The 13,387-nt window shown below is 72.7% G+C and carries 14 protein-coding genes and 1 other RNA gene; 12 read left to right on the top strand and 3 right to left on the bottom strand.

Annotated features, from left to right (window positions below; all coding sequences use genetic code 11):
* Nucleotides 1-2: 2 nt before the first annotated feature.
* Nucleotides 3-233: a WhiB family transcriptional regulator gene (locus ACPPVX_RS21040; RefSeq protein ID WP_426572536.1), complete on the bottom strand. Its 231-nt coding sequence runs from the start codon at nucleotides 231-233 to the stop codon at nucleotides 3-5.
* Between the two features lie 415 nt (nucleotides 234-648).
* Between ACPPVX_RS21040 and ACPPVX_RS21035 the strand changes: the two genes are divergently transcribed.
* From ACPPVX_RS21035 to ACPPVX_RS20980, 12 genes are all read left to right on the top strand, one after another.
* The gene (locus tag ACPPVX_RS21035) at nucleotides 649-2,310 is read left to right on the top strand and encodes a glycerol-3-phosphate dehydrogenase/oxidase (protein ID WP_426572535.1); all 1,662 of its coding nucleotides are present in this window, start codon (nucleotides 649-651) and stop codon (nucleotides 2,308-2,310) included.
* Nucleotides 2,311-2,402: 92 nt separating this feature from the next.
* Nucleotides 2,403-2,696, top strand: a complete 294-nt coding sequence (locus tag ACPPVX_RS21030; protein ID WP_426572534.1) for a putative quinol monooxygenase — start codon at nucleotides 2,403-2,405, stop codon at nucleotides 2,694-2,696.
* 46 nt (nucleotides 2,697-2,742) lie between these two features.
* Nucleotides 2,743-2,922 carry a DUF1059 domain-containing protein gene (locus ACPPVX_RS21025; RefSeq protein ID WP_426572533.1) on the top strand — a complete coding sequence of 60 codons (180 nt, stop codon included), beginning with the start codon at nucleotides 2,743-2,745 and terminating at the stop codon, nucleotides 2,920-2,922.
* 66 nt (nucleotides 2,923-2,988) lie between these two features.
* A complete protein-coding gene (aguB, locus tag ACPPVX_RS21020) occupies nucleotides 2,989-3,885 on the top strand; it encodes an N-carbamoylputrescine amidase (protein ID WP_426572532.1) in 897 nt (298 codons plus the stop codon).
* On the top strand, nucleotides 3,885-4,889 hold the full coding sequence (locus tag ACPPVX_RS21015) for an agmatine deiminase family protein (RefSeq protein ID WP_426572531.1): 1,005 nt from the start codon (nucleotides 3,885-3,887) through the stop codon (nucleotides 4,887-4,889). The genes aguB and ACPPVX_RS21015 overlap by 1 nt, the downstream gene beginning before the upstream one ends.
* Nucleotides 4,890-4,909: 20 nt before the next feature.
* A complete protein-coding gene (locus tag ACPPVX_RS21010; protein ID WP_426572530.1) occupies nucleotides 4,910-6,427 on the top strand; it encodes an FAD-binding oxidoreductase in 1,518 nt (505 codons plus the stop codon).
* 10 nt (nucleotides 6,428-6,437) lie between these two features.
* Complete coding sequence (locus ACPPVX_RS21005) at nucleotides 6,438-6,935, top strand: hypothetical protein (protein ID WP_426572529.1); 498 nt, start codon at nucleotides 6,438-6,440, stop codon at nucleotides 6,933-6,935.
* Nucleotides 6,932-8,371: an FGGY family carbohydrate kinase gene (locus ACPPVX_RS21000; protein ID WP_426572528.1), complete on the top strand. Its 1,440-nt coding sequence runs from the start codon at nucleotides 6,932-6,934 to the stop codon at nucleotides 8,369-8,371. The genes ACPPVX_RS21005 and ACPPVX_RS21000 overlap by 4 nt, the downstream gene beginning before the upstream one ends.
* A gap of 129 nt (nucleotides 8,372-8,500) precedes the next feature.
* The gene (locus ACPPVX_RS20995; protein WP_426572527.1) at nucleotides 8,501-9,169 is read left to right on the top strand and encodes a ferritin-like domain-containing protein; all 669 of its coding nucleotides are present in this window, start codon (nucleotides 8,501-8,503) and stop codon (nucleotides 9,167-9,169) included.
* 25 nt (nucleotides 9,170-9,194) lie between these two features.
* Complete coding sequence (locus ACPPVX_RS20990) at nucleotides 9,195-9,911, top strand: hypothetical protein (protein ID WP_426572526.1); 717 nt, start codon at nucleotides 9,195-9,197, stop codon at nucleotides 9,909-9,911.
* Between the two features lie 65 nt (nucleotides 9,912-9,976).
* An RNA gene (gene rnpB / locus ACPPVX_RS20985) (RNase P RNA component class A) lies at nucleotides 9,977-10,358 on the top strand.
* 137 nt (nucleotides 10,359-10,495) lie between these two features.
* Nucleotides 10,496-11,194: an SDR family NAD(P)-dependent oxidoreductase gene (locus tag ACPPVX_RS20980; RefSeq protein ID WP_426575067.1), complete on the top strand. Its 699-nt coding sequence runs from the start codon at nucleotides 10,496-10,498 to the stop codon at nucleotides 11,192-11,194.
* Between the two features lie 83 nt (nucleotides 11,195-11,277).
* Here ACPPVX_RS20980 and ACPPVX_RS20975 read toward each other — a convergent pair whose 3' ends face one another.
* Nucleotides 11,278-11,496 (bottom strand): hypothetical protein, encoded by a 219-nt coding sequence (locus ACPPVX_RS20975; protein ID WP_426572525.1) that lies wholly within the window; start codon nucleotides 11,494-11,496, stop codon nucleotides 11,278-11,280.
* Between the two features lie 97 nt (nucleotides 11,497-11,593).
* Nucleotides 11,594-13,252, bottom strand: coding sequence for a LuxR C-terminal-related transcriptional regulator (locus ACPPVX_RS20970; RefSeq protein WP_426572524.1), 1,659 nt, complete (start codon nucleotides 13,250-13,252; stop codon nucleotides 11,594-11,596).
* Between the last annotated feature and the right edge of the window lie 135 nt (nucleotides 13,253-13,387).

Here is a 13,387-nt window from a genome sequence, read left to right as displayed (position 1 = left end):
GGTCAGGCCGTGCGGCGGCGCTGGCGGATGATCCGGCGTCGCTCCCGCTCGGTGCAGCCGCCCCAGACGCCTTCCTTCTCGCGCCGGGTCAGGGCGTACTCGAGGCACGCACCCTGGACCGGGCACACCGCGCACACCTGCTTGGCAGCGTCGGCTTCTTCATCGGTCTCCGGATAGAAGGCCTGCGGATCGAGGCCGTGGCAGGCCGCCTTCGTGCGCCAGGACAGGTTCATGGTTGGAGGGTCACTCCCTCGACGGGCTCCGGTCAGATGACGACATGGTCCTGCTGGACCACACCAGGGTTCGTGCGAGGCCGTGCACCGGGGGTTCGCAGCCCGGTACCTGGGTCGCACACGAAGGGCTGAGTATGGTCTCCCGCCTCGGCGGGTGTCCACACCGATCCCCGGCAGGCCGGAAGATCGTCCGGCGCCGCGGCCGGGGTCAGCCGACGAGGTCGGCCACCAACTCCGTCAGGTTCCCGTCAGACCGGGCGGGGGCGCGACCGGGATCCCGCCCGGCCGGAGCCGGTGGCAGGCGCTCGACCCGCGAGCCCGGCGCGCTGTGACGGTCGGCATCCACTGGCCCCTGGCGGGAGGGCGCCCCATAGGATCGGACGATGCACCAGGTTCCTGCCCCGCGGAGACTTCGATGACCGGCCCCGCGTGGTTCGATCGTGCCGACGGGCTCCGCCGCCTCGGCGACGACCCGTTCGACGTCCTCGTCGTGGGTGGTGGCATCACCGGGGTGGGCTCGGCGCTCGACGCCGCGTCCCGCGGCCTCCGCACGGCGCTCATCGAGCGCGACGACTTCGCCTCGGGCACCTCGTCCAAGTCGTCCAAGCTGGCCCACGGCGGCCTCCGCTACCTCCAGCAGGGCGAGATCCGGCTGGTGTACGAAGCCCTCGCCGAGCGCCAGCGGCTGATCCACAACGCCCCGCACCTCGTGAAGCTCCTCCCCTTCCTGCTCCCCGTGTTCCAGGGCTCGGGCGGCGTCATCAACAAGAAGCTGGCCCGGGCGCTCGGCATGTCGATGTGGATGTACGACCTCACCGGCGGGGCCCGCATCGGCAAGTTCCACGAGCGGCTCACCCCGGAGCAGGCGCTGGCGCACATGCCCACCCTGCCCAAGGAGAAGCTGGCGTCGTCGTACCTGTACCACGACGCCACGGTCGACGATGCCCGGCTGAGCCTCACCGTGGCCCGCACCGCGGCCATCGAGTTCGGCGCGGTGGCGGTCAACGGCGCCGCCCTGGTCGGCATCGACAAGGACGGCAGCGGCAAGGTGGTCGGCGCCCGCGTCCTGGCCGACGGCCAGGAGATCACGGTGCGCTGCTCGGCCATCGTCAACGCAGCCGGCGTCTGGTCCGACGAGGTCCGCACCTTCGACGAAGGCCGCGACCCCGACTCCATCCGCCCCGCCAAGGGCGTCCACATCACCGTGCCTTGGGAGAAGATCCGCAACGACATCGCCGTCGTGGTGCCGGTCCCCAAGGACAAGCGCGCCGTGTTCGTGGTGCCGTGGGGGGACCTCACCTACATCGGCACCACCGACACCGACTACGACGGCCCCAACGAGGATCCGCCGGTCACCCGCGAAGACGTCGACTACCTGCTCCGCGCCATGCGGTTCACCGGCATCACCGACAAGGACGTCGTGGCCAGCTGGGCCGGGCTGCGGCCCCTCGTCAAGAGCGGTGGCTCCGGCCGGACCGCCGACCTGTCCCGCCGCCACAAGGTGGTGGCCTCGCCCTCCGGCGTGGTCTCGGTCACCGGCGGCAAGCTCACCACCTACCGCGAGATGGCCGCCGACACCATCGACGAGGTGGTCGACGTGCTGGGCTCCAAGGTCTCGGGCATCGCCCGCGGCTCGCGCACCAAGAAGATCCGCCTCCGGGGGGCCGAGGGCTACGAGGCCCTGTCCGCCGACAGCGATCCCGTCGCCGTCCACCTCGCCAACCGCTACGGCGGCGAGGGGCGCACGGTCCTGGCGCTCGCCGAGGCCGACCCCGCGCTCGCCGAACCGCTGGTCGCCGGGCTCCCCTACGTCCGGGCCGAGGCCGTCTACGCGGTGCGCCACGAGATGGCCCGCTCCGTCGACGACGTGCTGAGCCGCCGCACCCGGGCCCGGCTCCTGGCGCGAGACGCGTCGGCCGCCGCGGCCGACGACGTGGCGTCGCTCATCGCTCCCCTCCTAGGGCTCAGCGATGCGGAGGCCGCGGCCCAGGCCTCGGCCTACCGCGCCGCCGTCGAGCACGAGCGCACCACCGCGGAGCTGCCCGAGACCGCGCTCGACGCCCACCAGGGCGCCTAAGGGGGGGACGCCACCTCACCCTCCCCCTTCACGGATCGGGCGCGCGGCGCGACACTGGGAACCGTTGCTCCACAAGGGTCCAGGTGGTTCTGATGGCGTACGTCCAGATCATCGAGGTGAAGACCTCGCGCTACGACGAGATCGAGCGGCTCCACGAGGCGTGGCGGGCCAACACCGAGGGGACGCGCACCACCGTGGGTGAGCAGGTCCTGCGCGACCGCGACCACCCCGACACGTACGTCATCGTCGTGCAGTTCCCGTCGTACAAGGACGCGCTGGCCAACAACGACCTGCCGGCGACGGCCAAGTTCGCCGAGGAGCTCAGCGCCTTCGTCGACGAGCCGCCCCAGTTCCGCAACTTCGACGTGGTGAGCACCGACACCTGAGGCCGCGCCCGGGATCATCTCGGGCACCGAAGAAGAGGGGGCCGTCATGGCTCGAATGGTTGCCGACTGCCGGGACTTCCCGAGCGACTCCGGGTGCACGCTCACCATCGCCGGCGAGGAGGGCGAGGTGCTCGATGCCGCCGTCGCCCACGCCATCGCCGTCCACGGCCATGCCGGGGAGCCCGATCTGCGCGACAAGATCCGAGAGGGGCTCAAGGCCGAGTAGCCCACCGGGGCGCCGCCACCGGGGTACCGTCCGAGCAGCATCCCGACGCCTGCGAGGTGGTCTCCCATGAGGAACGTCACGGTCGCGTCCGTGCAGATGGCCATGGCCGACGACGTCGACGCCAACGTCGCCGCGGCCGAGGGCCTCATCCGCGACGCGGCCGGCCGCGGCGCCCAGATCGTGCTCATCCCCGAGCTGTTCGAGGGCCACTACTTCTGCGTCGACCAGCTGCCCGAGCACTTCGCCCGGGCCCACCCCTTGGAGGGCCACCCGACGGTCGAGCACTTCCGGTCCGTCGCAGCCGAGCTCGGCATCGTGCTGCCGATCAACGTGTACGAGCGGGCCGGCCAGGCCACGTTCAACACGGTCGTGGTGATCGACGCCGACGGCACCGCGCTCGGCACCTACCGCAAGAGCCACATCCCCGACGGCCCCGGGTACACGGAGAAGTACTACTTCAACCCCGGCGACACCGGCTTCCGGGCCTGGCCCACGCGCCACGGGATGGTCGGCATCGCCATCTGCTGGGACCAGTGGTTCCCGGAGGCGGCGCGGGCCATGGCCCTGGCGGGCGCCGAGGTGCTGCTCTACCCCACCGCCATCGGCAGCGAGCCGCCCGACCCCACCTACGACTCCAGCGGCCACTGGCAGCGCACCATGCAAGGGCACGCGGCCGCCAACCTGATGCCGGTGGTCGCCGCCAACCGCTACGGGTTCGAGCAGGGCAAGGCCGACCGGTCGATCACCTTCTACGGGTCGTCGTTCATCACCGACAGCACCGGGGCCAAGGTGGCCGAGGCCGGCCGCGACGCCGACGCGGTGCTCACCGCCACCTTCGACCTCGACGACCTGGCCGCCCAGCGCAGCGCCTGGGGCCTGTTCCGCGACCGCCGTCCCGATCTGTACGGGTCGCTGCTCACCCTCGACGGCACCACCAACCCCCGCGCCCCGGGAGCGCACTGATGGGCCGGCTGCGGATGCCCGCCGAGTTCGAGGGCCACGAGCGCACGGTGATCGCCTGGCCGTGCCGCGACGAGATCTACCCGGGTGCCCTCCTCGACGAGGCCCGCGACGCCCACGCCCAGCTCGCGCGGGCGATCGCCCGCTACGAGCCCGTGTCGGTGATCGCCCGCCCTGGCGACGCCGAGGACGCCGAGGCCCGCCTGGGCACCGGGATCGACGTGGTCGAGCTCCCCATCGACGACTCGTGGTTCCGCGACTCCGGGCCGATCTACGTGTTCGACGGCTCCGATCGCATCGCCCTCGACTTCGTGTTCAACAGCTGGGGCGAGAAGTTCGCCCCCTGGGACGACGATGCCGAGGTAGCCCGGCGCTGGGCCGAGCAGGCCGGTCACCCCCGCCGGTCCGTGCCGATGGTGTTCGAGGGCGGGTCGATCACCGTCGACGGCATCGGCAGCGGCGCCACCACCATCCAGTGCCTCCTGCACCCCAACCGCAACCCCGGGCTCACGCAGACCGAGATCGAGGACCAGGTGTGCGATGCGCTCGGCCTCGACGCCATGATCTGGCTCCCCTACGGCCTGGCCCTCGACGGCGACACCGACGGCCACGTCGACAACGTCGCCGCCTTCACCCGACCCGGCACGCTGCTCGTGCAGGGCTGCGACGACCCCACCGAGGACGACTGGGTCCGCATGGACGTGAACCGGCGGGTGGCGCAGGGCCACCCCGACGCTCACGGCGAGCGCATCGAGACGGTCGTGGTGCCCGTCCTGCCGTTCGTCGAGCGCGACGGCGTCCGCCTGGCCGTGCCGTACCTCAACCTCTACGTCGGCAACGGGTTCGTCGTGGTGCCCACCTGCGGCCATCCGGCCGACGGCGACATGGTGGCGCTCATCGCCGAGCAGTTTCCCGGCCGGGAGACCTTCCCGCTCGAGATCGGCACGATCCTCGCCGTCGGCGGCGGCGGCATCCACTGCATCACCCAGCAGATCCCCGCCACCTGATCGTCCTAGGGTGCGGCTCGATGAGCCCTGCAACGAACGTCGGATCACCCACGCCGCCCATCGACATCGCGGGTGGTGCCGCCGAGGCCACGGGTCGTCTGACCGCCCCGGTCGTGCTGCTCGACGACGGGTTCCTCGCCCAGCTCGGCGAGGCGTGCGCCGACGTGCGCCTCGATCCCGGCGAGCGGGCCGAGGCCAGCCGCGACTGGTGGCCCCTCGCCATGGTCTGGGCCACCCAGGGCCAGGTGGGCCAGGTGGCCGGCGCCGTGGCCCGGCCCACCTCCACCGACGAGGTCTCGGCCGTGATGCGGGTGTGCAACGACGCCCGCATCCCCGTCACCCCGGCCGGCGGCCGCTCCAGCGTGGTGGGCGGCACGGTCCCCGTGCACGGCGGCGTGGTCCTCGACCTCACCGGTCTCGTCGGCATCGAGGAGGTCGACGTCGCGTCCGGCACGGTCCAGGTCCTGGCCGGCACCTTCGGTGACCTGTTCGAGGCGGAGCTGCAGCGCGACCACGGGGTGACGGTGGGCCACTGGCCGCAGTCGATGGCGCTGTCGACCGTGGGCGGCTGGCTGGCGTGCCGAGGGGCTGGCCAGCTGTCGAACCGCTACGGCAAGATCGAGGACATCGTGCTGGCGCTCGAGGTGGTGCTGGCCGACGGCACCGTCGTGCACACGGGCGCTCGCGCCCCGCACGCCGTGGGGCCCGACCTCACCCACCTGTTCGTGGGCGCCGAGGGCACGCTCGGCATCATCACCCGGGCCTGGCTGAAGGCCTGGCCGGTGTCCGACCAGACCACGCGGGGCGCGTGGAGCTTCCCCACCTTCTCGGCCGCGCTCGACGCCATGCGGCGGATCACCCAGCGCGGGGCGCCGGTCGCCGTCCTGCGTCTGTACGACGGCATCGAGTCGCAGCGGAACTTCAGCACCGAGACCACCGACAACGTGCTGCTGGCCTACGACGAGGGCGACCTCACCATGATCACCGCCGCCATGCAGGTGGTGGTCGAGGAGTGCGCCGAGGCCACCCCGCTCGACGACGGCCTGGTGGAGCAGTGGTTCGGCCACCGCAACAACGTCGACGCGCTCGAGGCGCTCATCTCGCGGGGCTACGTGGTCGACACCATGGAGGTCTCGGGCCCGTGGTCGGCGCTCGACGACATCTACGAGGCCGCCACCGCCGCCATCTCGGCCGTGCCCGGCACCCTGGCCGCCTCGGCGCACCAGTCGCACTCGTACGTCACGGGCGGCTGCCTGTACTTCACGTTCGCAGCGCAGGTGGGGCCCGACGAGCGCGAGGCGTACTACCGGGCCGCGTGGGATGCCGGCACCCGAGCCGTGCTCGCCCACGGCGGCACCCTCAGCCACCACCACGCCATCGGCCTCAACCGAGCCCGCTTCATGCCCGAGGTGCTGGGCACCGGCCTCGATGTCCTCGCCGCCGTGAAGGCATCGCTCGACCCCAACGGCATCTGCAACCCCGGCAAGCTCGGCCTCCCCGACCCGTTCGGCGGCCAGGCCTGGCCCGAGGGCGAGTGATCGCAGACCCATGAGCTTCGACGACCCCAACGATCACGACCACGACCCCGACCTCGCGCCCGACCACCCCACCGGTCCCGCCCGCAGCCAGCCGGCGCCCCCAGCGCCCCTCGCCGACGGGCAGATCTCACGGCTCGTGGTGTTCCGCGGCGCGGCCACCGGGCTGCTGATCGCCATGCCCGCCGCGTTCGTCAACGTGGTGGTGTCCGATCAGAAGCCCAAGCCCCAGGCCGCGATCAACCTGTCGTTCCTGGCGGTGCTGATCGGCTTCATCCTGGCCGGGTGGCTGGCCGGCCGGGAGGCCCCGAGCGTGCCCTCCAAGCACGGCGCCGCCGCCGCGTTCGTGGCGTTCATCCCGATCGAGGTGATCGGCATCCTCGGCCGCCTCGACCGGGGCGAGGCGCTCAGCCTCGGTTCCATCATCTTCGTGGGCCTGCTCGCCGCCTGTGCGGGCACGGCCGGCGCACAGCTCGGCGCGGCCCGCAGGGCCCGGAAGGAGTCCCCATGAAGCTGCTCGTCGTCGATGTCGGCACCAGCGGCGTGCGCGCAGCGGTCGTCACGCCCGAAGGCGGGGTGATCGTCAGCCACCACCAGGAGGTGCTCCCCTCCTCGCCCGCGCCCGGCATGGTGGAGTTCGACGCGGTCGAGATGGCCGAGGCCGTCCTCGCCGTCGCCACCAAGGCCAGTGCCGAGGCTGGGCAGATCGACGCGGTCGGCATCGCCAACCAGCGGGCGTCGACCATCGTGTGGGACCGCGGCACCGGCGTCCCCGTCGGCCCCGGCCTGGGCTGGCAGGACCTGCGCACCGTGTTCGACTGCATCATGCTGGCCGAGCAGGGCTTCCGCCTCGCCCCCAACCTGGTGGCCACCAAGGCCGCCAACCTGCTCAAGGGCGCCGACCCCGACGGCACGCGCGACCTGTGCGTCGGCACCGTCGACTCGTGGGTGGCCTGGACCTTGTCGCAGGGCGCCGTCCACGTCACCGACACCAGCAACGGCGCGCTGTACGGGCTGCGCACCGGCGACCAGAGCGACTGGGACGACGCCGCCCTGGCCGCGCTCGGCATCCCGCGGCAGAGCCTCCCCGAGGTCGTCGACTCGGTCGGCATCGTCGGCCGCGCCACCGCGCTCCCGGGCTCGCCGCCCATCGCCGGCATCCTCGGCGACCAGCAGGCGTCGCTGCTGGGCCAGGGCTGCGTCCGCACCGGTCAGGCCAAGATCACCTTCGGCACCGGCGGCATGCTCGATCTGTGCCTCGAGGATCGTCCGGCGTACGCCACCCAGGGCACCGGTGGCACCTTCCCGATCGTCACCCGCAGCGCCGACGGGGTCCGCCGGTGGGGGCTCGAAGCGGTGATGCTCGCCGCCGGCACCAACGTCGAGTGGCTCCGCGACGACCTCCAGATCATCGCCGACGCCGCCGACTCGCACGCCGTGGCCTCGCAGTGCGAGACCAGCGACGGGGTCGCCTACGTGCCCGCGCTGCTCGGCCTGGGTGCCCCCACGTGGGACTACGGCGCCCGGGGCACGCTCCTCGGCCTCACCCGGGGCAGCGGCCGCCCGCAGATCGTCCGGGCCGTCCTGGAGGGCGTCGCCCAGCGCGCCGCCGACCTGGTCGAGGCGGCCGAGACCGATGGGGGGATCCCCATCCCGGTGCTGCGCGTCGACGGCGGGATGACCGCCAACCCCACGTTCCTCCAGGCCCTCGCCGACGCCACCCAGCGCCGAATCGAGGTGTCGCCCGAGCGCGAGGCCACCACCCTGGGCGCCGCCTACGCCGCCGGCCTGGCCATCGGTGCCTGGCCCGACGACGACGCGATCGCCGCCTCGTGGCAGCCCTCGCAGGTGCTCGAACCCATCGGTTCGTTCGACCGGGAGCGTTGGGCCGACACCCTGAAGCGGGCCCAGCGGTGGTTCCCCGATCTGTCCGCCATCTCGTTCTAACCTGCACGCCGTCCGGCCCGCTTGGACGTGACCCCCTCCGGTTGAGCACACTTCACCGAGGCATGTCCTGCGTGCTCACCACCTCGGCGCTCGTCGCGCCTCGAACCGTCATCCTCAGGAGGAATCCGCGTGCAGACCGACCAGTCGACTGACTCGGCCACTGTCACCACTCGCCGGGCCTTCCTGACCCGCACGGCCGTGGGTGGCGCGCTGGCCGCCGGGGCCGTCGCCCTGCCCCTCTCCGCGCTCATGACCAGCGCCGGAGCCCAGGAGGGCGGCACCCTCAAGGACCTCGAGGACTTCGACTACGTCGCCTTCGCCGGTCCGCTCGAGCTGGCCGCCGTGCAGGCGTACACCACCGCCCTCAACCTCGGGACGCTCGACAGCGAGTGGACCGCCCACGCCCAGCAGTTCCAGGCGAACCACCAGTCCATCGCCGACGGCCTGGTCACGGTCGGAGACCCCAACGCCGCGGCCCCCATCGCCGATGTCGCCTTCGCCAAGACGGCCAACGACGCCATCCGCGCCGCCGGCGACCAGAACGGCGTGCTCCTGGCCCTCTCCAACGTCGAGGACACGCTGGCCGCCACCCACCTGGCGGCCGTGCGGCTCCTCCTCGAGGAGTCCACCGCCAAGACCGCCACCCAGATCCTCACCACCGAGGGCCAGCAGGCCGCCCTGCTCGCCGTCGCCGCCGGCACCCCGGTCGCCGAGGTCACGCCGCCCACGTCCACCGCCGACGCCGCGCTGACCATCACCACCACGACGACCACCACCTCGACCACCGCAGCCAACTGAGCGCCGGAAGCACCAGGAGCCCACGATGACCCCCACCGACACTCCCGCCTCCGGCACCAGCCGCCGCCAGCTGATCGTCACCGGCGCCTTCGGGGCCGCCGCCACGGCGTTCCTCGCCGCGTGCGCCGGCACCAAGAGCGACGCGGTCGCCGGCCAGTCCGGCCTCGACCCCACCACCACGCTCAACGCCCCCTCGGCCCCCATCAAGGACGCCAGCGAGGCCGATCTGGCCTACAACACCACGCTCCTGCGCACCGCCACCTCGCTCGAGCTGCTGGCCGCCGAGCAGTACAAGAAGTACGGCCCGGTCCTCACCGACGCCGACTGGAAGGCCTCGGCCGCCCGCTTCGCCGTCGATCACCAGGCGGCCGCCGACAAGTTCAAGGCGGCCACCACCGCCAAGGACCGGGTCGACAAGCCCAACGCGTTCCTGCAGGAGAACACGATCGACCCGATCGCCGACCAGCTGGTCAGCAACGGCCCGATCCTCGACTTCTTCGCCGCCCTCGAGAGCACCATCGCCGCCACGTACATCGCTGCGGTCGGCCAGTTCACCACCGCCTCCGGCCGGGCCGACTTCGCCGGCTTCGCCGAGGCCTCGGCCCGGCGCAACGCCGTGCTCGACAACACCGGCACCGGCGGCTTCCCCACCTCGGCGCTCTACCCGCTGCAGGACCTCATCCCCAACGAGGCCTACGTGACGGTCGAGACCGACGACAAGAACGCCGTCGCAGCCAACTGATCCTCCCTGATCCGCTCGTCGGCTACCGCCGACGGCGAGCCATCAGCCACACTGGTCACCGACGATGAGTCGGCCGGGTGGCCGCGGCACCGGAACCGCTCCGGCGGCGATGGTGTCGAGGAAGGTCGGGGCTCCACAGGGCGCCGGTGCTGGCGAGAGCCAGGTGGGAGCGATCTCACGGACCGGGCAACAGAGAACAGACCGCCGATGGCCGGGCTCGCCCGGCACAGGTAAGGCTGAAACGGTGCGGTAAGAGCGCACCAGCAGTCGGAGCGATCCGGCTGGCTTGGCAACCCCCACCAGGAGCAAGGCGAAATCGAGGGCAGGGCTGCCCGTCCGCTCCTCTCACGAGGAACCCTCAGGTGCGCCGCACAGATGGATGGTCACCGAACCGGACCCCCGCAAGGGACCGGGGAACAGAACCCCGCCTACAGGCCGACTCATCGTCACCTTCGGGCCTGACCCTCCCGGCACAGAGGGTCGACGTGTTCGATCCGATGCTCCGCGTCTCGGTCGCTTCGGTCGCCTTGCTCGATGAGCACGGCGGCACCGCAATCGGGTCGGGTGCCGCCATCCTGGGCGCCATGACCACGACGCTCATCACCGGAGCCAACAAGGGGCTGGGGTTCGAGACCGCCCGCCGGCTGGTCGCCGCCGGCCACACCGTGCTCGTCGCCAGCCGCGATGCCGAGCGAGGGCGGGCCGCTGCCGAGGTGCTCGGGGCGCAGGCGATCCAGCTCGACGTCACCGACGATGGCTCGGTGGCCGCCGCCGTCGACGCCGTCGCCGCGCTCGACGTGCTCGTCAACAACGCCGGGATCGCACCGGTCGACGACCACGGCAGCGAGCCCGGGGCGGCCGACCTCACGGCCGACCTCATGCAGCACACGTTCGCGACCAACGTGTTCGGGCTCGTCCGGGTCACCCATGCCTTCCTCCCGCTGCTCCAGCGCTCGCCCGCGCCGGTCATCGTCAACGTGAGCAGCGGCTTGGCGTCGCTGGCGCACCTCTCCACCCCGGGCACGCCCCGCCACGAGTACCCCGGCGTGGCCTACCCCGCGTCGAAGACGGTGGTCAACGTGCTCACGGTCCAGTACGCCAAGGCGTTCCCGGCGATGCGCATCAACGCCGTCGAGCCGGGCTTCACCGCCACCGACCTGAACCGGGGCACCGGACGCCAGACGGTCGAGCAGGGCGCCGAGATCATCGTGCGCATGGCCCAGGTCGGCCCCGACGGCCCCACCGGCGGCTACTTCGGGCTCTCGGGCCCCCTCCCCTGGTAGCCACCCACCTCACCCCGGGCGCGTGCAGAACCGTGTCGCCGGCACCACCTTCTGCCTGCCGACCGGGCCACCCCGACGAGGGGTCAGTGGAGGTCGGCTCGGTGGCGGGCGGTGCGGCCGGGCTGGGGCTTTCCCTTGACCTTCACCTCGCACCGCGGGCACGCCTTGGGGCGACCCGGGTGGAAGTTGCCGCCCAGCTTGTCGGAGACCTTGCGCCCGGGCAGGCCGCACAGCGTGTCGCCGGTCGACGGATCCACGGCGTGGAGCTGCAGGTCGAAGCCTCGGGCCTGTCGGTAGGTCATGGCTCCGGTCTACCCCTCATCGGCGCTCGCGTGAAGCCTTCGGCGCCGACGAGGGCGGCCGAGATCCGTGCCGGGTTCGGCGAGGGGGCGGGGGCGGCTAGAGGACCAGGTCGTGGGCGAACGCGTAGGCGGTGGCGGCCGAGCGGGACGTGACGTCGATCTTGGTGAAGATGTTCGAGAGGTGGCGCGACACCGTCTTCTCGCTCAGGTGGAGGCGCTGCGCCATCTGCTTGTTGGTGAGGCCCTCCGCCACCAGCCGCAGCACCTCCGCCTCGCGCTCGGTGAGCCCCGCGGGGAGCGGGGGTGCGGTGCCGGTGATGTCGTGCAGGTGGCGCAGGTCCAGGGCCGCGCCCAGGTGCTCGAGGCGGTCGCGCGCCGCCTCGAACGACGCGGTCGCACCGTCCAGGTCGCCGGCCTCGCGGCAGGCGGCCCCCTGCAGCATGCGCGCCGTCGCCGACTCGTGGGGGATGCCGAGCTCGTTCCAGCGCTCGGCCGCGGTGCGCAGCGTCGCGCAGGCGCAGACCTCGCCCGACGCCAGCTCGACCCGGCCCTCGGCGGTGAGCGCCGCCGCCGCGATCGACGGGCTCGAGAAGTCGACGCCGACGGACTGCAGCTCCTCCACCGCGGCGCGCGCCGTCGGCAGATCGTCGGCCGCCACCGCGATCTCGACGAGGGCAGGGAGCAGCTGGGCCCGGGCCAGGCGGTTCCAGGTGATCTCCCCGACGGCGTGGGTGATCATCGACAGCGCCTCGATGACCCTCCCCTGCGCCAGGCGGACCAGCGCCAGACCGGGCTGGGCCCGCCCGCTGATCGCCTCGGCCTCGGCGAACGCCTGCTCGGCCCCCACCAGGTCGCCCATGCGCCGGCGGATCTCGCCGATCTCGGCGTGGCCGGCCGCCGCGTTCATCACGTTGAGGTCGGCCAGCTCGTCGCACGCCCGCCTGGCCTCCTCCTCGGCGCGGTCCCACTCGCCCCGGGCGCGCAGCGAGGACGCGACGTGCACGCGGCACAGGCCGGGGAACACCGCCATCGGGTGGTCCTCGGCCCAGCGCGACGTGGCCTCGCTCCACTCCCCCGCCCGCCGCAGATCACCGAGCGCCTCGCAGGCGCTGATCAGGCTGCAGTACACCTTGCCGGTCGAGTACGGCCGGAGGCGCCCCTCCACGGCGAACAGCATGGCCTCGTCCATCAGCTCCAGGCCCTCGACGGCCAGGCCCTCGTCGATGCGGATCCGCCCCAGCGTCTGGAGCGCCTCGGCCTCGATGTCGGCGGAGCGCAGCCGGCGGCCCAGCGCCACGGTGTCGGCGGCGGCCCCGGCGGCGGTGGCCAGCTCGCCGCGGCCGTGGGTCACCTCGGCCTCGCGGAGCACGAGCGACCCGTACTCGACGGACTCCTGCTCGTCCTCCAGCGCCCGGCGGGCCCGCCGCAGCCATGCGCCGGCGATCGATGGGCGGGCCTTGAAGGCGTGGTGCTCGTAGAGCCACACCGCGCACTGGCCGGCCGCCCGCCGGTCGCCACGGTCCTCGAACGACCGATACGCCGCCTCGCGGAGGGAGATGCACTCGTCGAGCCGGCCCAGCCACCATGACGCCTCGGCCAGGAGGTCCAGCCGCTCCGCCTCGAACTGCTCCTCCTGCGCCGTGCCGAGCCGCTGCGAGCCGGCTGCGAACGCAGCGGGCCAGTCGCACCGGGCGAGCAGGGCCCGGGCGTCGGCCAGGGGATCGGTGGCGTCGGGGCCTTCAGGGGTGGCCGCCATGGCTCGCGACGGTAGCGCCAAGGCGGCCGTGCCCGCCCTGGGAACGGCCGCGTGGGGTGAACGCCCCACGCGCCCGGTGCCGGCGCGATGCACGGTTTGCCCGATGCCGCGAACCGGCCGGTTCTCCACGATGGA

The organism is Aquihabitans sp. McL0605 (assembly GCF_049993875.1).
In the GTDB taxonomy this organism is placed as follows: domain Bacteria; phylum Actinomycetota; class Acidimicrobiia; order Acidimicrobiales; family Iamiaceae; genus Aquihabitans.
Note: the sequence above shows the minus strand (reverse complement) of the source record. Positions and strands in the feature narration are given on the sequence as shown.

Excerpts from the sequence above, each read along its gene's own strand:
- ACPPVX_RS21040 (WP_426572536.1), bottom strand. The coding sequence starts at position 233 with ATGAACCTGTCCTGGCGCACGAAGGCGGCCTGCCACGGCCTCGATCCG.
- ACPPVX_RS21035 (WP_426572535.1), top strand. The coding sequence starts at position 649 with ATGACCGGCCCCGCGTGGTTCGATCGTGCCGACGGGCTCCGCCGCCTC.
- ACPPVX_RS21030 (WP_426572534.1), top strand. The coding sequence starts at position 2,403 with ATGGCGTACGTCCAGATCATCGAGGTGAAGACCTCGCGCTACGACGAG.
- ACPPVX_RS21025 (WP_426572533.1), top strand. The coding sequence starts at position 2,743 with ATGGCTCGAATGGTTGCCGACTGCCGGGACTTCCCGAGCGACTCCGGG.
- aguB (WP_426572532.1), top strand. The coding sequence starts at position 2,989 with ATGAGGAACGTCACGGTCGCGTCCGTGCAGATGGCCATGGCCGACGAC.
- ACPPVX_RS21015 (WP_426572531.1), top strand. The coding sequence starts at position 3,885 with ATGGGCCGGCTGCGGATGCCCGCCGAGTTCGAGGGCCACGAGCGCACG.
- ACPPVX_RS21010 (WP_426572530.1), top strand. The coding sequence starts at position 4,910 with ATGAGCCCTGCAACGAACGTCGGATCACCCACGCCGCCCATCGACATC.
- ACPPVX_RS21005 (WP_426572529.1), top strand. The coding sequence starts at position 6,438 with ATGAGCTTCGACGACCCCAACGATCACGACCACGACCCCGACCTCGCG.
- ACPPVX_RS21000 (WP_426572528.1), top strand. The coding sequence starts at position 6,932 with ATGAAGCTGCTCGTCGTCGATGTCGGCACCAGCGGCGTGCGCGCAGCG.
- ACPPVX_RS20990 (WP_426572526.1), top strand. The coding sequence starts at position 9,195 with ATGACCCCCACCGACACTCCCGCCTCCGGCACCAGCCGCCGCCAGCTG.
- ACPPVX_RS20980 (WP_426575067.1), top strand. The coding sequence starts at position 10,496 with ATGACCACGACGCTCATCACCGGAGCCAACAAGGGGCTGGGGTTCGAG.
- ACPPVX_RS20975 (WP_426572525.1), bottom strand. The coding sequence starts at position 11,496 with ATGACCTACCGACAGGCCCGAGGCTTCGACCTGCAGCTCCACGCCGTG.
- ACPPVX_RS20970 (WP_426572524.1), bottom strand. The coding sequence starts at position 13,252 with ATGGCGGCCACCCCTGAAGGCCCCGACGCCACCGATCCCCTGGCCGAC.